The following is a 23,539-nucleotide window of genomic DNA, read 5'->3' on the forward strand; positions in this document are numbered from 1 at the left end:
TAAATCGACTCAAGTAAATGATTAACAAGGCTACAGGAGAATATCTAGTGAACAGCACGCTAAATACCCAGTCTAAAACCAGCGCCGCCATTCTTGGTTTATTGCTGTTGATTGGCTTGTCAGTACTAGGCTTGTCGCTCAAACAGGCCATCATTGAGTACAAATTACTTGATCGAAGCGTCACCGTAAAAGGGCTTGCTGAAAACGAATACCCTGCTGATGTTGTTATTTGGCCTATCCAGTACACAGCAGCAAGCAATAAATTAGAAGATTTATACGCACAGGTTGATAAACAAAACGTTCTCATCAATGACTTTTTGATAAAAAACAGCATTAGTACTGACGAAATTTCAATTTCAGCACCTACCATTACAGATAAGTTAGCTCAACAATATGGCGGTAACCAAACCGTAGAATTTCGTTATACCGCACTACAAACTATTACCGTTTATTCAACAGATATAGATAAGGTGCGCGCTGCCATGCCGACACTTTCTCAGCTAGGTAAACAAGGGATAGTTTTCTCGCAAAACAACTACGATGCACAAATTGAATACATCTTTACCCGCTTGAACGAAATAAAGCCGCAAATGATTGAACAATCGACTAATAATGCCCGCTTAGTGGCTGAAAAGTTTGCCACTGACTCACAAAGCCAGCTAGGCAAAATTAAACGTGCATCCCAAGGCCAATTCAGTATTTCGAATAGAGACAAAAATAACCCACACATTAAACGTGTGAGAGTGGTCTCGACCATAGAGTATTACCTAGCGGATTAATCAATAAAATTACAAAAATAATTACAATAAAACGTGGAAGTCAACATGGATAGCAACTACAAAAAACAACTTAACCGAAGGTATATCACAGGATTATTGATGACCTTTGGATTAATAACTGTATTAAGTATCATGATGTTTAGTAGTGGTTTAATCGCTGCTGAAAACTCAATTAATCAAGCTTCAGATATTCATAATAAGACTTACATTTTAGTTCGCCACGCAGAGAAACAAAAAGGTGATAATCCCGAATTAACTCAACAAGGCCAGCAAAGAGCCAAGCGACTTGCTGATACACTCTCTTCTGTGCCGTTATCTGCGATTTATAGCACTGATTACAAAAGAACAAAATTAACAGCCCTGCCGACCTCTGAACTTACTGCTATCCCTTTAACGCATTACGACCCACGTCAACTTGCTGCTTTTGCATCAAAGCTTCAATCCAGTTCACAGTCGCATATCTTAGTTGTTGGCCATAGCAACACCACGCCAGAACTAGTGACACTCTTAGGCGGAGATGCTGGCGAAGATATTAATGAACAAAGTGAGTTTGATAGGTTATATGTATTAACCAGCATAGGTAATGAAGTAAGCACCTTAGTATTACGTTATTAGGGGTTAAGCGAGTATTTAGGCCTAGAATGTCATTTGTCCAGGATGCCAATAATTGGACTTCAAAAGATAGTAAAGGAAGCATTATGCTCAAGTGTGACTTACATGATTACCTTGAAATTATGTGCTTGTATCAATACCAAGTAGAGTTAACCATGTTAGATAAATCGGTAATTAACGACCAATTTACTGATACTGGATTCACCGAAATTAACGGTAATAAAAAGGAAGTAATCAAAGGTGCTATAAATGATGATAACTCTCAGGTTATTGTTGAGATAGAACAGATTAAGTCCGTTAAAGTCCTCACACCTAAGCCTGTGTTTAGCTATATAGATTTTACCAGCGCTTAGCTCTATTACTTAGCTTCAGTACTTAACACCAAAAGTACAAATCAACAGTTATCATCAACACTCAATATCGACACTCAATATCAGACAAATCCTTTGTATTATTTTTGCTCTATTCGCCGTTTTCTCTTTTTCATAAAGATAAATGAGTAAGTCTGTTTATCTACTCTACCTATTTAAATCACATATCCGTATAATCCGGCCTCCTACTAGAAGTACTAAAAATAACAATTAGGTAGTTGAATGCCCTTTACCAGTAACGTATCACCTGAAGAAAACCCATCATTACCAAAAGAAATTAGTGACAGAATCAACCAATCTGAAGCTAAAGTGATTAAGGCAATTTTTCCGTCAAATACTAATCATCACAACACTTTATTTGGTGGTGATGCATTAGCATGGATGGATGAAACCGCTTTTATTGCAGCGACCCGTTTTTGCCGAAAAGCCTTGGTGACAGTGAGTTCTGATCGAATTGATTTTAAAAAAGCGATACCTGCAGGCAGTTTAGCTGAACTCGTGGCTCGGGTTATTCATGTTGGTAACACGTCTTTAAAAGTTGAGGTCAATATATTTGTCGAAGACATGTACCAAGACTTACGTGAACATGCCATAAGAGGCGTATTCACTTTTGTGGCTGTGGATGAACAAAGAAACCCAATTCCAGTTTGGCCAGTAAAAACTAGCGTATAAACGAGCGTTAGTGTTTAACATACTAATAATCCTATAGCACCTGAATTGCTCTATTCGCTGAGAATGGCATTATTTAACAACACATGACGATGTTCGTTTTAGACTATTGTTCATAAAACAAACCAAACATTAACTGCTTGCAACTGTTCGCAAGCAGTTAATAATTTTGGATTTTGCCAGAATGCTGCATCAACACTAGACCAAAGTCTAACTCATAATATTATTTAACTGTTTTCGTTATACTCTTGCATTTTAGCGTGGATCGATAACCAAGTTATCTGTTACATTAAAATTACCTTCACGTGCAACCAAGACAACTAAAAAGCCATGAAGCTACAAAATTTAAATATTATTATTGCTGACGATCATCCCTTATTCCGTAATGCCTTAAGACAAGCATTAAATAATGCTTTTCAAGGTACTAATTGGTTTGAAGCAGACAGTGCCGATGCACTGCAAAAAATTCTTGATGATAAAGAAACTGATCTTGATTTGATTTTACTTGATCTTCAAATGCCTGGTTCTCACGGCTACTCGACGTTAATTCATCTTCGAGGCCATTATCCAGACATTCCTGTCGTCGTTATCTCAGCCCATGAAGATATTCAGACTATCAGCCGCGCTATCCATTACGGCAGCTCTGGTTTTATTCCTAAATCTGCTTCGATGGATACATTAAAAGAAGCGCTAGACGCAGTGCTTTATGGTGATATCTGGTTGCCAGAAGGAACTGAAATACTCGAGGTCAATGACGATCCAACCAGTCAAATGGCCAGTAAGCTATCTGACTTAACTCCACAGCAATATCGTGTTTTACAGATGTTTGCTGAAGGTTTGCTGAATAAACAAATTGCCTATGACTTTGGCGTTTCTGAAGCGACAATTAAAGCTCATGCTACGGCTATTTTCCGTAAATTAGGTGTTAGAAATCGCACCCAAGCAGTTATTGCATTACAGCAACTTGAAATGGAAAAGGTAGACCTATCTTAAGTCATGTTTCTCAATTGCCGTTTTCTCAAGCCTGTGAAAACAATAAAGAACCAATACTTGCTGAGTTAAAGTATATTTTTTCAGATAGCCAGCAAGTATTAGAAATCGGCAGCGGCACAGGTCAACATAGTGTTCATTTTGCCGCTAATCTGCCCCATTTAACTTGGCAAGCCAGCGATCAAAACAGTTATCTAACCCACTTAAATGCTCGTATTGAGCTAGTCGGTAGTCCTAATTTATTACCCGCTTTTGGACTAGACGTTACCCTTGATTGGCCAATAAGCATGATATCTCCCAAGCTAGATGGTTTATTCAGCGCAAATACTTTACATATTATGAGTAAAGCGATGGTTGAAGCCTTCTTTAATGGCTTAGGACAAGCGTTATCAACAACTGCAAATGTCGCAATATATGGACCTTTTAACTATCAAGGTAAGTTTAGCAGTGAAAGTAACGCCTCATTTGATCAATGGTTAAAGCAAAACAATCCTGAAAGTGGCATTCGTGATATTGAGTGGGTCATAACACTGGCTCAAGGACAAGGCTTAACATTACAGTCAGATATCGAGATGCCTGCAAATAATCGACTACTTCATTTCAGTCGATGTTAATCGATTCTGTTTATGTCATTTATCAAACACTCAAACCGTAATAACAAAGAGTTAGCCTCTTAAATTACTAGTAAAAAATTTGTAAGCTAGTATCAGATACACAATAAATACCTCACATAAGGACAGCGCATTATGGGTTCGGTTACCACTAAAAAACACCCTAACGGTTTAGATTATGTCGAAGTGAATACTGATTTATGCCAAGCGAGTATTTTTCTTCAGGGCGCACAAATAGATTATTTTAAACCAGCGAACAAAGCACCATTGCTTTGGGTATCTGAAGCCGATGATTACCAGCCTGGTAATGGGATCCGTGGTGGTATTCCTGTGTGTTGGCCTTGGTTTGGTGCAAGTCCTATTGAAGGTTATCCGCAACATGGTTTTGCCCGTACCAGTATCTGGTCTTTAGCATCAGTAAAAATGCGCAACCAAGTGGTTGATTTAATCTTCACCCTAAAAATTACCGAAGAAAACAAACAATATTGGCCTCACGATACCGAAGTCAGTGTGCTGTTTACCCTTGGTGAATCATTATCAGTCAGCATTGTTAATAAAAACAACTGCGACTACCCAGTTAACCTTACCCAAGCGTTACATACTTATTTCCCTATTGAAGATATACATCAGTTAAAAGGCACTGGCTTTAGCGGGTCTAAATATATTGAATTTGGTAAAGGCCCCTATCAGCAAGACGGTGATGAGGTCAGCTTTACTCGAGAAACTGACCGTGTCTATACAGACTTAGCCCACAAACAGCTGTTACATACTCCAAATGGCACTATTGAAGTCAGTCGTGAGAATAGCCAGTCTGCAGTGCTTTGGAATCCGTGGATTGATAAATCTCAGCGATTATCGCGCTTTAATGATAATGACTACTTAACCATGGTGTGCCACGAAGCGGCTAATGTTCTTGAAGATGAAGTGCAATTAGCATCAGGGGAAAGTCATACCCTCACCACTCATATTCGTTGGGCTTAAGCCCGACTTAGTCTGATGTCTATTTTTGATGTAGCTTGGTCAGGCCTACTCAGTAGGTTTTATCCAAGCTAAAACTGTAACTAAATCAAAGTTAGCCAGCCCCAATTTCAAACTCTAGTATCAGGCGCATAAATACACTGGAACTCAAATGCTTTCGTATCAAATATCAATGACACGGAGCCATTATAGTTAAGCTATGCTATTCTTTGCTCAATCAAATAAATCAATATTTTAAAAGACATAAAACCCTAATGGCAGTTCGAATTTTTACTGTTAAGCGATTATTTTTATTCTGCTTTTTTTAATCGCATTAGGTCTACTGCTGCTCCAACAAAACTTCAGACCTATCGCACTCAATATCGTTAACTCTTTAACTCAGCCCTACAATATTGAGGTCATAGATGTTGAAGTTAACGCTCTCAAAATTAATGTCACAGAACTTAATAAATTTAAGCTGAGCGATCTAAACCAACTGTCATTGCCTTGGCTGCAAATGCGCTATCAAGATAGTTTAATAGAGCTTCAAGATATCAGGTTAGATTTAAAGGATGGCTACAATACCCTAAAGAGCATGTCATTATCTGTTGAAGATATTCGCGAGTTACACATCGGCGATATAAAGGTCACTTTAGGAAAAAGTTTTATTACTCGCCAAGAGCAAGGTGAAAACTCGGATAATATAGGTTTAAGCTTAAATCAAATCCCGCAAATATCACTGGACAATATCAGTGTTTACCTACCTAAATCACTTCAAACACAAATACCATTCCCGATAATTCAAACTCATAACCTAAAGCTTGAGCAAGCAAAAGCTTCAGACATTAAACACACCTTGTCAGGTGAGCTAAGTTTGATGGAGCAATCCGTATTGTTGTTTGATTTACAGATGAAGCAAACACAGTGGGTCCTAAGTCATCAAACAGATATAGCGACCTTAATTTCAGCTTTATCAGGTTTTAATCAAGCACTCTCCCTTGCTTTGCAAAATAACCTTTCACAGCAATCTGGTGTTAATACTGCTAATAATAATTCAATGATAAAGTCTGCAAAACCGCAGCTAATTGATGATATAGAAACTATTTTAAAACCCATCGAGGATTTAAAATTAATGGTTAATAGCAAGTGGAAAAGTCAAACTGAACTTGATTTGATTCATGGTTCTATCGAAAGCCAACATCAAATTATTCCTATATCGTCCCAAGCTCTACCTGTTAATCAATCTGCTTTTATCCCAATGATTAGCAGTGAGTTACTGCCAAATATTGATTTCTCACCAAAAGAAGAAGTCACTTTTTCAATAACTTATGAACCTAGAAAAGAGCTCGCTCCTCAAAAAGAGCAAACACCTGAAGAACAGCAGACAACTGCAACTCTGATATTTAATCTTCAACCTATACTATGGCAAATAAGTACTAATCAGCAGCAATTAACAGATATTATCGCGTTATTAGATAACCCAGAGATTAGTCATCAACTGCAGCCATTTCTTGCAGAACTAGAACAGAAAATTGATTGGTCATTAGCTCTTGAACAGCCACTGACTATTGAAATGCCATTGAATGCGCCGTCATTAATTAATGTCATGGAAACTGATATTAAGTTATCTCTTGTGCACCCTGTAGCCTCAGCGACATTGAATATAGACAAACTATCTGCAACTAGTTTGCCTATCTCTAGTTTTAATAATATTACTAAACATGATGAGGCTACTTTTCAAATAACCTCTCAACTCGACCTTAATATTCATCAACATCAAACTTTTGATTTAATAGCCGCTAAAAATCTTACAACGACTATAAAAACCAGCCAATTAATAAGTCAAAACGTACCTGAAGCTCAGATACCAGAGTCAATCAATAACACCATTTTCGTTGCAGGCACACAAATAAACCTAAGTGCACAAATGTCAGTTAAAGACCATTTTGCAGAATTGACTTTACTTCCACAGTCGGCAATTCAAACGCAGCAGCTTGATATACAAACGCCCCATAACTCAATGATTTTTGAACAATTGCACTGGCGACTTGAAAAGCCATCAGTGATTAGCCTGACTAAACCGTTAAGCCCTGTAAATAAGCAATCCTCTTTAATCTCATCCACAGAAGCTACATCAAAGTTCACCCTAGGTGATTTTAAGCTTGGTTTTGACTCGTTCGCCTATTCGGTAAACAACGAAAAACAATTAACATCAGAAAAATTTGAGATTCATTTAGGACAATTTGAGATTGATGCTAGGCAAAACATTGAACTATTAACACCTTTTACTTCAGGCTCTGGCTTTAGTTCTGATTCTGAAAACAGCGATGAACAGCCGCCATTAATTGAGCAAATACTCGCACAAACCAATCAAGCTCAATTAGATTGGCAACTACAAGACATACGTATCGATAAACTTATTCCTTCTAAATCAAAGCTTAGACGCTATAAAGTGTTACGCCTTGACGATGTAACAATCAAGCAAACCTTAGCTTTACAGCAACAGCTATTAAGGGGCACAGAACTTTGGCAGCTAGATGATCTTAATTTATCAAGTTATCACTTATTAAGATTACCTCAACAAGGGATGCCTGTATCGTTAGCAGGTCAATGGAAGGTTGATACTGATTTACAGTCAGTAATCAGCACACTTGGGCAAACTCAAATGTTACCTGATAACTTAATGATTTCAGGGCATAACAAGTTAAATGCGGGGTTCGCATTAAATGAAAGCCAAGGCGTATCTTTATTTGAAATGAAATTTGAGCAACAACTGACTCAATTAGATGCACAATATAATGAAAACTTCTTTTATGACGCTAATTTAACCTCTAACTGCCAATTTAACTGGCAACAAGTGCATAGCACGCCCAGCCAGCCAACGACCTTCAGTCAGAGCCGACTACTTTGCCAGAAAGCTGAGCTTAATATTGCTGATGCCTATGTCGGTATTAATCTTGAAAACATCAAGCTCAACGCCAATATTTCCTTAGGAAAGAATGATGAAATTGCAGCGAAAAATTGGTTACAAGAAATTAGTGGACTCAGTGATACTGACATTAATTTAACCGCGAGTGGTAATTTGTTAGATGGTGAATTCTTAGTACCAGAATTTTATGTAAAATTGCACGATCAGTCAGAAGGTTATTTTGTTTTAAATGGCATCAGTTTGGAGGCATTATTAGCAGCGCAACCTCAGGTCGGAGTATATGCCGACGGTATTTTTGACGGCGTGTTACCCGCCTCTTTAATCGATGGGAAAGTGACGATTAAGGGAGGACATTTAGCTGCTAGACAACCTGGCGGACTCATTCAAGTTTCTAACAACCCTGCCCTTGAACAAATTAGAACCACACAGCCATACTTAGATTTTGTAGTGCAAGCTCTTGAACATCTAGAATATAGCCAATTGAGTAGTAGCTTTGATATGGAAGATAATGGCGATGCACTTCTTAAAGTTCAGGTTAAAGGGAAAAGCCAAGATATTGAAAGACCTATACATTTGAACTACTCTCATGAAGAGAACTTATTTCAACTGTACAAAAGTACTCAAATTGGGAACCAACTGCAAAATGACATAGAACGTTCCGTGAAATGAATACTTGAGCAGAACACATTTAAGCGTGAATTTTTGATGCAATTTATTTAATGACTTTTAAGCAGTAAGGACGACTCAGTGAAAACTCATTCGATTAATAATTTATTACTAATGTGTGCCAGCACTTTTTTTATCTCAGCGTGCTCACCCACAGTAAAAATAGCGCCACCCGATAAACCCATTGAGATTAATCTCAATGTAAAAATCGAGCACGAAATCATCATTAAAATTGATAAAGAGCTCGACTTACTATTAGAAGATGACGAGTTATTTTAATTAATAAGGAAATCAGATTATGAAGTTACCCATCATTGCCTTATTAACAGGGCTATTAATGTCTGCAAACGCCTATGCTTTGACACTGCAACAAGCTAAAACACAAGGTTTAGTAGGCGAGCAAACCAATGGATATTTAGGCTTAGTCGTTAATAACCCTGAAGCTGAAGCTTTAATGTTAGAAGTTAACAATAAGCGCAAACAGCATTATCAAAAAATAGCCAAAAAGAATAAACTTTCAACTGCTGATGTGGCTAATAGAGCGGCAAAAAAAGCAATCGCAGCAGCTGATAAAAATCATTACGTTCAAACTGCCGCAGGTAAATGGCAACAAAAATAGTGCTTTCACCCAAGGTATTGACTGCACTTACAATGTAAATTGTCATTATAATTTTAAAGCTTGGCAATCTTAAACTGCTTTAAAAGAGATGACATTTCTACATTGAATATAAGTATCACCTTTGAAGTACATCGACCTTTTCTTTATTAACCAATTAATAAATAAAGTAATTACACTCAATAGAAATCAAAATTATTTCTATAGTTTTCTCGTCCTGCTTTTTGTATTTATAACGAGTTAATTAATCCTCCCAAATCAGACTTTGTATATCCTTACTCTCTTACTGGGTATTCTTTTTGTAATCCAAAAGTGTTACATTTGTTACATAGTCAATTTTTTGTCTAGTGTCATATTCACTGGCGTATTTATTTTTGAGCATATGAACAAAATTTTTTCTGCACTAACAGCACTTATATTTCTAATTTCTCCTGCACAAGCCAAACCTGTCGTTAATGTTGGCGGCTATTTGTTTGCCCCTTATGTTAATTTAACTGACGAAGGCTTGTTTCAAGGTTTTACCATCGATTTAATTGCCGCGTTCAATGAACTGCAAGCCGAAGTAGAATTCCAATTTGTAAATACCAGCATTGAAAACCGTTATCAAGCCTATGAGATTGGTCGCTTTGATATGATGATTTTTGAAAGCCCTATCTGGGGTTGGCAGAATTTTGATACCAGTTTTATCCCGCTCGATATTATTGATGGCGAAGTATTCATTACCTTACGAGACAGTGAAAAGAATCAAGATTACTTTGCATCATTTAATGATAAATCCCTTAGTTTAGTCAGCGGCTACCATTATCAATTTGCCGATTGGAATACTAATAGCCATGAACTCGGGATTAACTTTGATATTCAGTTTGTTCATAGCAACAGTGCATCAATTGAAAGTGTTTTGAAAGGACGAGCGGATGTCGCGCCAGTGACTCAATCATATCTTCAACATTATTTACAGGTTCACCCTAAAGCCAGATCCCAGTTATTAATTTCTGACAGATTAGATCAAGCATACACCCATAGTATTTTACTCAGTCCCAATTCTATTGTTTCGACCAATGACATCAGCAACTGGTTTAATCAAATTAGAAAATCAGGCAGGCTAAAACGAATCGCTGACAAATATAATGTCAAAGTCGAATAGATGATTGATAAATGAAATTGAATAAAAGTGAGATGTTAAAGCTGATAAAAATTAAACAGTAATACGATGTTTTTAAGCTACTAGCATGACATCAAAAAATATTATTAATAAACAAAACTTTAAACTTATTAGTAGTAACAATATTTACGATAGCTACATTAGCTACATTAGCTACATTAGCTGCATTAGCTGAATTAGCTGCATTAGCTGCATTAGCTGAATTAGCTGAATTAGCTGAATTAGCTGCATTAGCTACATTAGCTGCATTAGCTAAGTCAGTATCGGTCGATTTAACTTAAAACCAACCGATACGCTGTGCAAATTCTTTATACAGTTCGTCAACAACTTACATTGTTACCATCGCCCAGTATTCAAGCCTAGATTTTGGATCCAATACCACTTTCTTACATAAGTCTTTGTACTTCCCCATCAATGGACCTAAGCCACTTGAACCACCCAAACTAGCAATTTGCTGCTCTTTTGCTGTTGCAACTGCTGCATCAACTTTATCTGCTGGCATATATTGGCCTGCTAATTTTTCAGCTTCGATTCCTGAATCTTTAAGCCTTCCACCAACGGCTTGCATTTGCGGCGCATCCATCCCCATGATTACACCTGAGGCAATTTCATAATATGCAGCGCATTGCACTAGCTCATTACTAAAAGCCTCTTCTGCTTTGTCTTGTGCGGCACTATGGAAAGAAACTGTCATTAATGCTGCAACAGCAACTATTTGAAATCCTTTGTTTAACATGAAATATCCTTCATTACTTTTGTCGCTTTTATTACTTAGTTTTATTAAAAACGCTAATTTTTAAATCAACGATTTGTGATTTAGTAATTAATCTCGGTATGTAAAATGGCGTTGGCATTTTGCTGTTGATAATAATCTAGGCGATGTTTTAAATGCTTTTCCACTGTGGTCCATTCGGAGTCTATGATCGAGTAAACAACTGTGTCTCGAACTGTACCGTCCTTCAACAACTTATGATTTCTTAATACACCATCTTGTTTCGCACCTAAACGCGTAATGGCTTGCCTTGAAGCTTGGTTGTGCCAATGAGTACGAAACTCAACAGCCATTACATCCAAAGTGTTGAATGCGTAGCCCAAAATTAATAATTTAGTCTCTGTATTCACTGCAGTACGCTGAGCTCGTTTGGCGTACCATGTATAGCCGATTTCTAATCGTCTATTAGGCTGGTCCCAATTACAAATGCGTGTGCAACCGATAATGGCACCTGAGGTTTTTTCTCTTACCACAAACGCGAGTGCTTCTCCTCGGCTCTCTTGGGCCAATGCTTTTTCAACATAAGCCTTCATGTCATCAGGATGCGGGACCGTGGTAAACCAAAGCTCCCATAAATTACCATCCGATGCTGCTAGGCTTAATGCCGCCACATGCTCAAGTGTCAGTGGTTCTAAAATGACATGTTCACCAGATAAACAAGTATCAATGTTTACTTCTGCCATTTACTTCTCCATTAAATAGTTAACTTACTCACACAAATACAGAATACATGATCTAGAGCAGAATAAAATCACCTTTTTATTCGGAAAAACAATAACTGTATTAATCGCTTCTGCATTTTTAATTTATGTTTTAGGTTTTGTTTTTTAGGTTTCAGTTTCTCATTATCCCGAACGTTAAATTGAGCCAAATAAAAAGCCAATATTTTGCAATATTGGCTTTGTACAGCTGGCGCTGTCGTTGAGTATATGAGTCAGTATTCAGAAGGAACTGTTACCAACAACTTCAGTTAAACCTATTAATATGACGGTTTAACGATAACTTAATGACGACTCATTTTTAAAACTGAACATCTTATAGATCAAATGTCAGTTGATAGACACTCGTTGTCCCACTCACCTCATTACCAATCACCAATAAAGGCATGCCAGTTGGATTTGATTCTGCGCCGATAAACTTCATACCTTCTGGCCCTAAGTCTCCAGCAAGTTCAGGTTGGCCACTAATATCATCTCCATCAATTTCAAAATCGATATCAAAATTACGATTGATGACATAATCAATAAAGCTCACATTAAAAGGATTAGTAATGTCGTAAACCATAATACCACCGGTTCTTTCTAAACCGATAAAGGCATACTTTTTATCACCAATTTCCCCTATAGCTAACGCCTCTGGTTCAGGCCCTTTATCATCGCTGCGACTATCACCTTTGCTTTCTTCATTATGATTATTAAAGTTATGACCTAAAATCGCGGCTGTAATTCGCTCAAATTGGCTACCACTATCAAAAACTTGCTGACCATCATGACTCCAAATAGAAAAAGACCGAGCGCCATATGAAAGAATTTTATCCATATCGCCATCCCCGTCTTCATCTCCCATACTGGTGGTGATTTTTAAACGCCCAAGTTGAGTGTTATCTTGGGCGGCTAATATTTGTGGATGGTTTGGGTCTAAGGTTAAATCTTCGGCGCGTTCTTCTTCTGAAAAGCCATCGTAGTCTCTGGCATCGCCCTCATTGGCAGTTACAATAAAGTCTTGGCCACGCCATTGATAACTGGCGATGGTATCAGGTTGGTACATACCATAAACACCCTCGTAAGCCATGATATTAATTGCGTCATCTTTGTCACTGGCATCGATTTCATTACCAACTAAACCATAGTCTTTAAGTCCCAGAGCATTAATGCTTTCAACACTTTTATCTTCAAGATTAATAACTGCAATGGCATTGTTTTCTTGCAAACTGACATAGGCATATTTGTCATCTTTTGATACAGCAATATACTCAGGCTCTAAGTCTTGAGATACCGAAGCATTTGGCCCGTTTAATTTAATTAATTCACTTAGCTCATCGAAACGCGCATTACCTGCATCAAAGTCGTTAAAGGTAATCATTGTCGCTTCATCGGCTGGTAAATTATCAATCACATCAATCACTGCCACTGTACCTTCTGGGTCTACCGTGTAAGCAGAGTTAGGCTCCCCCTCATTAGCGACAATGACTTTGGTACCGTCGTGACTAAAAACCACATTATCAGGTAAAGCGCCCACAGTTACCGCTTTAATATAACTTGGTTCACCCGATGCTGATAATTGATAAAAGGCAATAATGCCATTGCCTTGCGTAGCATTACCTATGTTATCAGCACGCTCAACAGCCGCAGCCAACAGATCATTATAAATACTGATACTGTTTACACTGCCTAAGCCTGATAATTCGCTATCCGCAACAACATCTAAACTAAAGGATTTACTTAGATTATTTAGAGTACTTGATTCTATAGTCTCGGCTGCTTGTGAATTTAACGTCGACAAGTCGATAGCATCGACCATTCCGCTCTGCGCATTCACAACATAAGCCAAATGGCTTGCTCCATGGTAATCGACAATTTCTGCGGCGCTTTTTCCAAACACGCCAGATTCATAACGGCCAATGAGCTCCATAGATAAAGTAGCTTGCGAAGCATTACAGATAACTTGTGTTTGTGCAGTTATGATTTCATCATCATTCAAAATTCCATCATTGTTAGCATCAATACCTGTTTGTATTTGCTTGCCGCCAAAAGGACATAAACTATTCCCCGATGCCAAGGTGCTTGTCACTAATAATGATGACAGACCATTTGTACCATCCGCTCCATTGCTACCATCTTTGCCGTCATCGCCATCACAACCAGATAAAAGCATCATAGAAACAATCGCTGCTAGTGGTAAAATATTGCTTTTCATCATTTTCTTCCTGTTGCGTACTTGTTATAAAAATTTCAAGTAAGCTAACCAAGTTCAATGACAGTCAAACGACACTCTTGTTAAGGTATTGTTACACCCTAGTTGATTGTTCCAGTAAAGATTTTGATACAAGTTCTTATTAAATAAATCTCTTTAGCAAACACTAATCATGTTAAAATTCTCAATGGAATATTCAGCTTCCCTTTCCATGTCTTCTTCTCTTTTTTTGTAAAACCGAGGTATGTGTGAGCACGTCTTCTAACACTCATTCTGGTGCTACGGCGCAGAACTCTCCAAATCTTGCCTTGTTGATTCCAATGCTGGCTGCGATTGTCGCCATCACTCCATTAGCAATTGATATGTACTTACCTGCGATGTCGGCAATTGCATTAAGCTATGATGCCCATGTCACGACTGTGCAGCAGTCTCTGAGTATTTACTTAGCTGGTTATGCCTTAGGTATGCTGACATTTGGTCCATTAGCCGACAGGTTTGGTCGTCGACCATTAGTCATTTTTGGCTTAAGTGGATTCACACTCATTAGTTTATTCATTTCTTTATCTAACAGTATTGAGGTGTTTTTAGCTTTACGATTTGTACAGGCATTTATCGGCGCTGCTGCAACAGTTGTAGTGCCTGGCTATATTAAAGAGGTCTATGGTAATAACACCGCTAAAGGGATGTCTTATGTCAGTTTAATTATGATGTTAGCGCCTTTACTCGCACCCACCTTAGGTAGCTTAATCTTAGAGTTTGGCGAGTGGCCATTAATCTTTTTAAGCCAAAGCTGTTATGCCATTGTGCTGTTAATGATTGTGCTTTTAAAACTTAAAATGCCAAGCGATAAAGCCAAAGAGTCACGCAGTACTCAGTCATTTCTCAAGTCTTACAAAACTGTTTTAACCCGCCAGGGGGTTAAAATTAATATTACTTGTGGCGTGCTGACATCATTCGCATTCTTTTGTTATCTGACCGCATCACCATTTATTTATATGGAAGTATTTGGTCTCGACAAATCATTATTCGCCATTTTGTTTAGCACCAATGTCGGCGCGTTGATGCTGGCCAATATTGTTAACTCAAGAATTGTCGGCCGTTATGGTTCAAATCGAATGTTATTCGTTGCGACAGTTTTTGCCACGTTATCAGCAACTGGATTGATCATCGTGAATCTAATCGATCTGAGCTACCACTATACCGTAGCAATGCTTATTCCATTGATGGGTTGTTTAGGCATAATGTCAGTTAACGCTGATGCGATTGTGTTGATGAAATTTCAAAAAGAAACAGGAACTGCGACTGCTGTGATTGGAACATTACGGTTTGGGTTTGGCTCTCTTGCAGGTCCTTTGCTTGCGCTATTTTACACAGGCACTGCAGTACCATTTTCTGCAATGATGCTGATTTCGGTAATGTTAGTTATGGCTTGTTTGCTATTCCAGCGAACTCAACCAGTAAATTAATTTATATAAGAGCTAACAATGAAATCAGCTTTATACTTTAGTTAATGGCGCACTGAAGTTAATGGCGCACTGAGTTCACTGGCTAGTATTCTGTAAGTTGACAACTCTATTGAACGTTCATTTCACAAACACCATGGTGAAACTGAACGTTACTCCTCTGAGTGTTTAAAGCGGTTTCTGCCTTGCTGTTTAGCATCGTAAAGCGCCTTATCGGCCTTTCCCATCATGTTATCGATTAGCTCTGTTAAATTAATCTGTTTACTGTCATTAAATTTATAATAGGCAGCTCCAATGGACACAGTTATGGGATCTGGAATAATCGAAATTTCAGAGATTGTTTTCATCACTCGTTTAAACACTATTGAGCTACCTTTGGCGTTAGTGTCTGGTAACCAGATCATAAACTCTTCACCGCCTAATCTCGCCACAAACTCATAGTCACGTAATGAATCATTAATCCCATTGGCAATAATCACCAATGCTTCGTCGCCTTTTGGGTGGCCATAAGCATCATTTAACTTCTTAAAATGATCTATATCGACTATGGCTAGAGTACATTCCCCTCCCATACGATTTAAATGGTTCATACCTTTTAAAAGCTTTCTATGCATGCCTCGGCGGTTGGGAATATTAGTTAGACTGTCATAATTAGCTTGATATTTAAGCTTATTATTCAAGTTTTTCAGCTCTGTTTCTTGCTCCCTGCGGATCAATTCAACTTCTATCCATGAAGCCATTAGTTGCAGTGCATCTATATCACTATCACGAAATTGTCTTGAAAAAGGAGTCGGACTAGAAAAATTTAGCGTGCCATATAATTCATCTTTAAAATGAATTGGAACCCCAATGTATGACTCTAAGCCGAATGCTTTATAGGCAGGATGAAAAGCGAACCTTTTGTCATTACCAACATGTTCAATTGCCACAGGCGCCTTTGCAGAACAAGTAATACTGCAGTAAGTGGCATCAAAATCAAACCTGTCACCAGGTTTCATAGGAACATCTTCTGGAGTGACACAGTGATTAACAAAGTAGTTGTTGTTTTCTATTTTAGAAAGAATGCCAATATCTAATCCAAAACGTTCTAACCCCATTTGTATTAGCTCGACTATTTGAGCTTCAAATCCTTTTTTATGATCATGGGTAATTTGGTAAAGCCTACGAATAACTTGCTCACTATTTAACTGTGCCGTCATTAACCATTCCTTGTTCTTTTTATATCGTCTCTTAATAAATAACTTAATGGATCATCAATGCTGTGGGTAACTGATAAGCTAAATATCGAGATTAATTCTAATTATCATATGAACTTAGCAGATTTATATGACAAAAACTATTAGACATCTGGGTAAGTTTTAAGTTGGTAGAACTTACTGATAAATTTAAGTTTTAGTAATAAGAAAACTCAAATAAAAAAGCTTAAACACTCATTCACGCTGGCTATAACGAACATACCTTGATGCCTTAGTCTGGTTACTAAAAAAGAAGCATTTATAAGATTATTGTTGAATATGGATACAACTGAGGTTAAAGCACTGAGCAATTCAGCTGTGCTATTTAATAAGGCCGTATTTAATAAAGTGCAATTAATTGATGATTTAGTGCACTTTTACGAGTTAATTTTTATTAATTTTCAATATTCATGAAATACACTCAAGTTTCTTAATTAATTTCAAATTGCCCCTTGTTTCAAGTTCAAAATTAATTATGATGAATTTACCTTGTTTCACTTGATGTTATCTCAACATCACCTATATCAAGGCAATTATCTAAGGCGGTTATCGACTGCAAAGATAAACGAGTTCGAATTACCATTCGGGCTTACTTTTAGAACGATTACCGTCGTTGTAACAAGATACTGTTTACCCACAACGGTAACTTAAGAGGATTTAGCAATGGAAAAATTATCCGGCGCAAGCATGATTGTGCGCTCGTTAATCGATGAAGGCGTAAAACACATTTTCGGCTACCCTGGTGGCTCAGTTCTCGATATCTACGATGCACTTCATAAAATTGCAGGTGTAGAACACATCCTTGTAAGACACGAACAAGCTGCCGTACATATGGCCGATGGCTATGCACGCGCAACTGGCGACGTTGGAGTTGTTTTGGTGACCTCTGGTCCAGGTGCTACCAATGCTATTACCGGTATCGCTACTGCCTATATGGATTCTATTCCGATGGTAGTGTTATCGGGTCAAGTACCAAGCAACCTCATTGGTAATGACGCATTCCAAGAATGTGACATGATTGGTATCTCACGCCCAATAGTTAAACATAGCTTTTTAGTTAAAGATCCTCGCGATATCCCTGAAATCATCAAAAAAGCATTTTTTATCGCGTCAACAGGCCGACCTGGTCCAGTTGTTGTTGATTTACCAAAAGACTGTTTAAACCCAGAATTGCTTCACGACTATGTATACCCAGAGTCGGTGAATATGCGTTCATATAACCCAACAACCTCAGGCCATAAAGGTCAGATCCGCCGAGGTTTACACGCATTATTATCTGCAAAAAAACCAGTACTGTATGTCGGTGGTGGTGCAATCATTTCAGAGTGTGACCAGCAAATACTGCAGTTAGCAGAGCGTTTAAACATCCCAGTTATCAATACCCTGATGGGCTTAGGCGCCTTCCCTGGAAGTCATCCGCAATTCTTAGGTATGTTAGGTATGCATGGCCGTTATGAAGCCAATATGGCCATGCACGAAAGTGACCTTATTTTTGGTATTGGAGTACGTTTTGATGACCGGACCACCAATAATGTTGAAAAGTACTGCCCTAACGCAACCATATTACATATTGATATTGATCCTGCATCGATCTCAAAAACCGTTCGTGTCGATATTCCTATTGTTGGCTCTGCTGAAAATATTCTAAACAGCATGCTAAAGCTGTTGGATGAAACCCAAAAAACCAATGACAGTGAAGCACTCGATACTTGGTGGACACAAATTAATAAGTGGCGCGAACGCGACAGTTTAGCGTACGACAAAACAACTGATCGTATTAAGCCACAACAAGTGATTGAAACCTTACACAAGCTAACTGATGGCGATGCCTACGTGACTTCGGATGTTGGTCAGCACCAAATGTTTGCAGCATTGTATTACCCTTTTGATAAACCACGTCGCTGGATTAACTCTGGTGGTCTTGGCACCATGGGCTTTGGCTTACCTGCTGCTATGGGCGTTAAAATGGCAATGCCAGATGAAACCGTAGTGTGTGTTACAGGTGATGGTTCAATCCAAATGAATATTCAAGAGCTTTCAACAGCGCTTCAATATGACACGCCAGTAAAAATTATTAACTTGAATAACCGCTTCCTTGGCATGGTAAAACAATGGCAAGACATGATTTATTCAGGCCGTCATTCACATTCTTATATGGACTCTGTGCCTAACTTTGCCAAAATTGCCGAAGCTTACGGGCATGTTGGTATGACCATTAGCGATCCAAACGAGCTTGAATCCAAGCTTGCTGAAGCACTAGCGATGAAAGATAAACTGGTATTTGTGGATATCAGCGTGGATGAAACAGAGCACGTTTACCCAATGCTAATTCGTGGTGAGTCAATGAAAGATATGTGGTTAAGCAAAACGGAGAGAAGCTAATGCGTCGTATTATTTCTGTATTACTTGAAAACCAACCCGGTGCATTATCTCGCGTAGTGGGATTATTCTCACAACGTGGCTATAACATTGAAAGTTTGACCGTGGCACCAACTGAAGATACGACACTGTCACGCCTTAATATCACTGTTAATGCTGAAGCTGACACCCATGAGCAAATCGAAAAGCAGCTACACAAACTTATCGATATTCTTAAAGTGTCTAACATTACTGAAAACGCGCATATCGAACGCGAGCTGGCATTAGTTAAAGTAAAAGCTCAAGGCGATATGCGTGAAGAAGTTAAGCGCACAGCTGATATTTTCCGTGGTCAAATTGTCGATGTTACTTCGAGTTTGTATACCATCCAAATGGCCGGAACCAGTGATAAAATAGATGCCTTTATTGGTGCGCTTGCAGAAGTCACTAAAGTCATTGAAGTGTCTCGTTCGGGTGTTGTAGGTCTTGCACGTGGTGATAAAGCCATGAAAGCGTAACCTTACCTTTTTCAGCTTTAATAGCTTTAATAGCTTTAATAGCTTTAATAGCTTTAATAGCTTTAATAGCTTTAATAGCTTTAATAGCTTTAATAGCTTTAATAGCTTTAATAGCTTTAATAGCTTTAATAGCTTTAATAGCTTTAAACATCGAACCATAAAGGGAGCATTTGCTCCCTTTTTTAATCCTTAGCCACAAACTCAACTATCCTATACTTTATCCACTCTGCTATAATACTATGCTTTTCAATGTCCTAATTTTATCAACTAAAATTACAGACACTACTGACATTTTACCTGAGATAACACATGCCATTTTCCAAGCTTGGATTAAGCGAACCCATCACACTTGCTCTTAATGAATTAGGCTACAGCGCACCGACTCCAATTCAACAAAAAGCAATTCCAGTGGCCTTGTCGGGTAAAAATATCATTGCTGCAGCGCAAACAGGAACGGGTAAAACTGCCAGCTTTGTCTTGCCAATACTTGAGCGTTTTAAAGAACCTCGTAAAGTGCGTGGTAAACGAGTTAAAGCACTGGTACTTGCTCCAACCCGTGAGCTAGTAGTGCAAGTAGAGCAAAACATTCAGCAATACAGTAAGCACTTATCCATCAATTCAATGGTGATGTACGGCGGAGTTGATAGTAAACAACAAAAGCAGCGCCTCATCGAAGGTATTGATATTTTAGTGGCAACACCTGGTCGTTTATTAGACTTATACACCCAGCGTGCAGTCCACTTTGATGAGCTTGAAGTACTTGTCCTCGATGAAGCCGATCGCATGCTCGACATGGGATTTATTGAAGACATTAACCGCATTATCGAACTCTTACCAGATGAACGTCAGAACATGCTGTTTTCAGCGACGCTGTCTAATCAAGTTCGCGCTTTAGCTAAAACGGCAATGAAAACACCGGTGCAGATTTCTGTTGAAACGGATGCCGCTGCTAAACCAAAAATTGATCAATGGTTAGTGACCGTTGATAAAGATAAAAAATCTGCGCTACTAAGTCATTTGATCCAAGAAAATGACTGGAAACAAGCCTTAATCTTTATCGAAACCAAGCACGGCGCAGCGAAACTGGTAACTCAACTCGAAAAACGCGGCATTATTGCAGAGTCTTTCCATAGTGGGCGAAGCCAGCCTATTCGTGAACAAATCTTAGCTGATTTTAAAGCAGGTAAAATTACCTACTTAATCGCCACAGGCGTTGCTGCTCGTGGTATTGATATTGATGATTTGCCATTGGTAATTAACTACGACCTACCCTTTCCAGCTGATGACTATGTTCACCGAATAGGCAGAACAGGTCGAGCTGGAGCACAAGGTACTGCAGTTTCTTTAGTGTCTAAGGATGACTTCAAAAACCTTTGCGCCATTGAACGACGTTTAGGCCATATTATTGAACGTAAAGAGATTGAAGGTTTTGCGCCGAGAAAAGAGGTGCCTATTTCGATTTTAGATTTTGTGCCTAAAAACCCTAAAACGCCAAAACCAAAGTCGGATCAAGAACAGCCTAAATTGTCTCGTGGTAAGTCAGACAAACCAAAGAATAACCACTACAACAAAAATAAAGCCAAAAAGTTTAACCAAGAAGAAGCCAGTGGGTCTTCGCGCTCACCATACGTATCCAATGCTTCTAAAAGCAGTCATGGCTCATCACAAAGTGGACGCAATGAACGCTCATCGGATAACAAGCCAAGTTCGGTACCTAATGGCAGCGGCAGCGAAAACCCGTGGAAGCAATAATAAAATTAAGTCATTAGTTAGCTTCCTAAGCCGAATCCATGCTTATCAGCTTTAATGTGTAATTAGGATAAATTAAAGCCTACTGCGTTATTCAGTAGGCTTTTTTATGGGGTTGTGCAATGACTTATCGTATACATAAGTTAACTACTAGCTTGAATATCCACTCGCCATGGCGGGTTTAACCTGTTTTCACCTGCCCAATACAGCTTGATTTTATTACCACTAGGGTCAAATAAAACCGCCTCGCGCCATAAATATGCCTCATCAACTGGCAGTTGTTCAAACTGAATCCCTTTGTGTATCAAGTCTGCGACCCATTTGTCCAGCTCTTGATGCTCAAAGTAAATCACACTGGAGTTATTACCAGCTGTTTTAGATGCTTGTGTTGTCGATTCTTTTGATGCCAATTCTTCTGTTGTAAATAGCTCTGATTCCTGTAACGACAATGAGAATGTCGCTTCACCTTCATGGCATGCAAAACGTGCGTAATGGTTACCATTTTGAGCGGTGCTAACAATTTGTGTAAAGCCTAATAACAGATAAAACTCGCACGCTTTAGCCATATCATTAACCGGCAATGTTATTTGATTTAATCTCATTTTTTACCTCTAATATCCTGTGCTTTACTCTGTTCAAATGGCAGATTCCCGTGCAGACATTGAGTTAATTGCTAACTTAACTATATTGATTTCGCTCACTCGGTATGTCCGTTAAATACTCAACAAACTCAACTTCATAGCCATTAGGATCCATGTAATAAACACTGTCGTAATTTACATCTTTACCGCCCTGAATCGCTATTTCAAAACCAGCTAAGGTCAATCTTTGTATCAAGCTTTGTAAATCAGACACCACATAAGCAAAGTGAGCTAATCCAAGATCATAGCCTTCAACAGGACGCATTAATCCTTTGCCGTTATCATTAAAAGAAAGGTAGTTATAATCATCACCGAAATGAATCCATTTACGCAATACACCATGCCATTCCCCTTCGCCACCACCTCTGACTTTCCAATGCGGGAATGCAGCTTGATAAAATGACAAGGTTTCAGCTAAATCGTTTACCACTAAATTTAAATGTTCTAAGCGCATAATAATGTCCTTATTAAACTTATTTTTTGAGTGTTTAAGTGTTTGCTCGCTTACTAATGTTGAGCTATTTCAATTTCATCGTTTGACTAAAAAGTAATTGGCTTTTAGTAATTACATTTTTGATTGCTTGCTGGTTATCTTCATGAGTCATAAACCTATATTTGAAATTGCCACTTAGTGCGTTTTCCTGTTTTTTTTGACGATCAGTGCTGTTCACAATCTCATTAATGTCAGTGCTATAAGTCATCGCTTTACTCATATCTGCCTCCTGCAAATGTCTGTCAATTTAGTGAATGTTTATATAAGATGAACACACTATAAAACCTCAACCTAAGTTGAGGTAAAGTATTAATTACGGTTATTTCGAAATAAATTTTTTATCGGGCTAAGGTCGCTACGGTTTTCATAAAAATTAATAGCTAGGGAGAAATCATGTTAAATGAAGCTGATTTAACGGTAGGTCAAGTGGCTAAGCGTTGTGGGATTAAGGTGTCTAGCTTGCACTTTTACGAGTCAAAGGGATTAATTTCAAGCTTACGTAATCAAGGCAACCAACGTCGATATCGCCGTGATGTCATCCGCCGTATATCAGTGATAAAAGCAGCCCAAAAAATGGGGATTAGCCTCCAAGAGATAAAACAAGCATTGAGCTACTTACCTAACGAGCGAACGCCAACTAAAGATGATTGGGCAACATTATCTCAAGCTTGGCACGACAAACTAACCCAGCGAATAAGCTACTTAACCCAGTTAAGAGACTCACTAAATGGTTGTATCGGTTGCGGCTGCCTTTCTATGACCACTTGTCCACTTTACAACCCTGAAGATGAACTTGGCATTGATGGCGTTGGTTCAGTTATTTTAGATAAAGCACTTTGCGAATAGCGATAGATATAGGTTTAAGGATCATCTAAAACGAAAAAGCCCAACAAGGAAATAGATTCTCGTTGGGCAAAATAATCAGGGGAGATGTGAAACTTCGTGCTGCTAAATACATGATGAGTGTATTGGGAGATAGAAAGCACGATAAAAACTAATGTCTTACAAGTTCGCTATCTCTTATCATTAATAAGA

General features: G+C 38.4%; 23 protein-coding genes. 16 read left to right on the top strand and 7 right to left on the bottom strand.

The window, feature by feature from the left end:
* Nucleotides 1-17 precede the first annotated feature (17 nt).
* The 11 genes from AC0L4E_RS09815 to AC0L4E_RS09865 all read left to right on the top strand — a co-directional run bounded on the left by AC0L4E_RS09815 (nucleotide 18) and on the right by AC0L4E_RS09865 (nucleotide 10,344).
* A complete protein-coding gene (locus tag AC0L4E_RS09815) occupies nucleotides 18-779 on the top strand; it encodes an SIMPL domain-containing protein (RefSeq protein WP_473679052.1) in 762 nt (253 codons plus the stop codon).
* A gap of 99 nt (nucleotides 780-878) precedes the next feature.
* Nucleotides 879-1,394, top strand: a complete 516-nt coding sequence (locus tag AC0L4E_RS09820) for a SixA phosphatase family protein (protein WP_473679053.1) — start codon at nucleotides 879-881, stop codon at nucleotides 1,392-1,394.
* A gap of 26 nt (nucleotides 1,395-1,420) precedes the next feature.
* On the top strand, nucleotides 1,421-1,744 hold the full coding sequence (locus AC0L4E_RS09825) for a Rho-binding antiterminator (protein ID WP_473679054.1): 324 nt from the start codon (nucleotides 1,421-1,423) through the stop codon (nucleotides 1,742-1,744).
* Nucleotides 1,745-1,984: 240 nt separating this feature from the next.
* Nucleotides 1,985-2,434, top strand: coding sequence for an acyl-CoA thioesterase (locus tag AC0L4E_RS09830; RefSeq protein WP_473679055.1), 450 nt, complete (start codon nucleotides 1,985-1,987; stop codon nucleotides 2,432-2,434).
* A 327-nt stretch (nucleotides 2,435-2,761) separates the two neighbouring features.
* Nucleotides 2,762-3,424, top strand: a complete 663-nt coding sequence (locus AC0L4E_RS09835) for a response regulator transcription factor (RefSeq protein ID WP_220755462.1) — start codon at nucleotides 2,762-2,764, stop codon at nucleotides 3,422-3,424.
* Nucleotides 3,425-3,438: 14 nt separating this feature from the next.
* The gene (locus AC0L4E_RS09840; RefSeq protein WP_473679056.1) at nucleotides 3,439-4,035 is read left to right on the top strand and encodes a DUF938 domain-containing protein; all 597 of its coding nucleotides are present in this window, start codon (nucleotides 3,439-3,441) and stop codon (nucleotides 4,033-4,035) included.
* Between the two features lie 132 nt (nucleotides 4,036-4,167).
* Nucleotides 4,168-5,013, top strand: a complete 846-nt coding sequence (locus tag AC0L4E_RS09845) for a D-hexose-6-phosphate mutarotase (protein WP_473679057.1) — start codon at nucleotides 4,168-4,170, stop codon at nucleotides 5,011-5,013.
* Nucleotides 5,014-5,317: 304 nt separating this feature from the next.
* Entirely contained in the window at nucleotides 5,318-8,587 is a 3,270-nt protein-coding gene (locus tag AC0L4E_RS09850) for an intermembrane phospholipid transport YdbH family protein (protein WP_473681590.1), read from the top strand.
* 111 nt (nucleotides 8,588-8,698) lie between these two features.
* Nucleotides 8,699-8,863 carry a YnbE family lipoprotein gene (locus tag AC0L4E_RS09855; protein ID WP_473681592.1) on the top strand — a complete coding sequence of 55 codons (165 nt, stop codon included), beginning with the start codon at nucleotides 8,699-8,701 and terminating at the stop codon, nucleotides 8,861-8,863.
* A gap of 19 nt (nucleotides 8,864-8,882) precedes the next feature.
* Nucleotides 8,883-9,203, top strand: coding sequence for a YdbL family probable chaperone protein (locus AC0L4E_RS09860; protein WP_473679058.1), 321 nt, complete (start codon nucleotides 8,883-8,885; stop codon nucleotides 9,201-9,203).
* 379 nt (nucleotides 9,204-9,582) lie between these two features.
* Nucleotides 9,583-10,344, top strand: a complete 762-nt coding sequence (locus AC0L4E_RS09865) for a substrate-binding periplasmic protein (protein ID WP_473679059.1) — start codon at nucleotides 9,583-9,585, stop codon at nucleotides 10,342-10,344.
* 346 nt (nucleotides 10,345-10,690) lie between these two features.
* Here the strand turns inward: AC0L4E_RS09865 and AC0L4E_RS09870 are convergent, their stop codons facing one another.
* From AC0L4E_RS09870 to AC0L4E_RS09880, 3 genes are all read right to left on the bottom strand, one after another.
* Nucleotides 10,691-11,056, bottom strand: coding sequence for a hypothetical protein (locus AC0L4E_RS09870; RefSeq protein ID WP_473681594.1), 366 nt, complete (start codon nucleotides 11,054-11,056; stop codon nucleotides 10,691-10,693).
* Between the two features lie 122 nt (nucleotides 11,057-11,178).
* Entirely contained in the window at nucleotides 11,179-11,817 is a 639-nt protein-coding gene (locus tag AC0L4E_RS09875; RefSeq protein ID WP_473679060.1) for a GNAT family N-acetyltransferase, read from the bottom strand.
* A 352-nt stretch (nucleotides 11,818-12,169) separates the two neighbouring features.
* A complete protein-coding gene (locus AC0L4E_RS09880) occupies nucleotides 12,170-14,050 on the bottom strand; it encodes a choice-of-anchor I family protein (protein WP_473681596.1) in 1,881 nt (626 codons plus the stop codon).
* A gap of 245 nt (nucleotides 14,051-14,295) precedes the next feature.
* Here AC0L4E_RS09880 and AC0L4E_RS09885 point away from each other — a divergent pair, with 245 nt between their 5' ends.
* A complete protein-coding gene (locus AC0L4E_RS09885) occupies nucleotides 14,296-15,513 on the top strand; it encodes a multidrug effflux MFS transporter (protein WP_473679061.1) in 1,218 nt (405 codons plus the stop codon).
* 149 nt (nucleotides 15,514-15,662) lie between these two features.
* Here the strand turns inward: AC0L4E_RS09885 and AC0L4E_RS09890 are convergent, their stop codons facing one another.
* On the bottom strand, nucleotides 15,663-16,709 hold the full coding sequence (locus AC0L4E_RS09890) for a sensor domain-containing diguanylate cyclase (protein ID WP_473679062.1): 1,047 nt from the start codon (nucleotides 16,707-16,709) through the stop codon (nucleotides 15,663-15,665).
* Nucleotides 16,710-17,408: 699 nt separating this feature from the next.
* Here AC0L4E_RS09890 and AC0L4E_RS09895 point away from each other — a divergent pair.
* The 3 genes from AC0L4E_RS09895 to AC0L4E_RS09905 all read left to right on the top strand — a co-directional run bounded on the left by AC0L4E_RS09895 (nucleotide 17,409) and on the right by AC0L4E_RS09905 (nucleotide 21,373).
* Nucleotides 17,409-19,127, top strand: coding sequence for an acetolactate synthase 3 large subunit (locus tag AC0L4E_RS09895; RefSeq protein ID WP_473679063.1), 1,719 nt, complete (start codon nucleotides 17,409-17,411; stop codon nucleotides 19,125-19,127).
* Nucleotides 19,127-19,621, top strand: a complete 495-nt coding sequence (gene ilvN, locus AC0L4E_RS09900) for an acetolactate synthase small subunit (RefSeq protein WP_473679064.1) — start codon at nucleotides 19,127-19,129, stop codon at nucleotides 19,619-19,621. Before AC0L4E_RS09895 ends, ilvN begins: the two co-directional genes overlap by 1 nt.
* 309 nt (nucleotides 19,622-19,930) lie before the next feature.
* Nucleotides 19,931-21,373: a DEAD/DEAH box helicase gene (locus AC0L4E_RS09905; protein WP_473679065.1), complete on the top strand. Its 1,443-nt coding sequence runs from the start codon at nucleotides 19,931-19,933 to the stop codon at nucleotides 21,371-21,373.
* A 140-nt stretch (nucleotides 21,374-21,513) separates the two neighbouring features.
* Here the strand turns inward: AC0L4E_RS09905 and AC0L4E_RS09910 are convergent, their stop codons facing one another.
* The 3 genes from AC0L4E_RS09910 to AC0L4E_RS09920 all read right to left on the bottom strand — a co-directional run bounded on the left by AC0L4E_RS09910 (nucleotide 21,514) and on the right by AC0L4E_RS09920 (nucleotide 22,724).
* On the bottom strand, nucleotides 21,514-21,972 hold the full coding sequence (locus AC0L4E_RS09910; RefSeq protein ID WP_473679066.1) for a VOC family protein: 459 nt from the start codon (nucleotides 21,970-21,972) through the stop codon (nucleotides 21,514-21,516).
* A 76-nt stretch (nucleotides 21,973-22,048) separates the two neighbouring features.
* The gene (locus tag AC0L4E_RS09915; RefSeq protein ID WP_473681598.1) at nucleotides 22,049-22,468 is read right to left on the bottom strand and encodes a VOC family protein; all 420 of its coding nucleotides are present in this window, start codon (nucleotides 22,466-22,468) and stop codon (nucleotides 22,049-22,051) included.
* A gap of 61 nt (nucleotides 22,469-22,529) precedes the next feature.
* Nucleotides 22,530-22,724 carry a hypothetical protein gene (locus AC0L4E_RS09920; protein WP_473679067.1) on the bottom strand — a complete coding sequence of 65 codons (195 nt, stop codon included), beginning with the start codon at nucleotides 22,722-22,724 and terminating at the stop codon, nucleotides 22,530-22,532.
* 173 nt (nucleotides 22,725-22,897) lie between these two features.
* On the opposite strand from AC0L4E_RS09920, the gene soxR reads away from it, so the two are divergent.
* A complete protein-coding gene (gene soxR / locus AC0L4E_RS09925) occupies nucleotides 22,898-23,350 on the top strand; it encodes a redox-sensitive transcriptional activator SoxR (protein WP_473679068.1) in 453 nt (150 codons plus the stop codon).
* Nucleotides 23,351-23,539: the final 189 nt, after the last annotated feature.

It is taken from the genome of Shewanella sp. GJ50-10 (assembly GCF_055808815.1).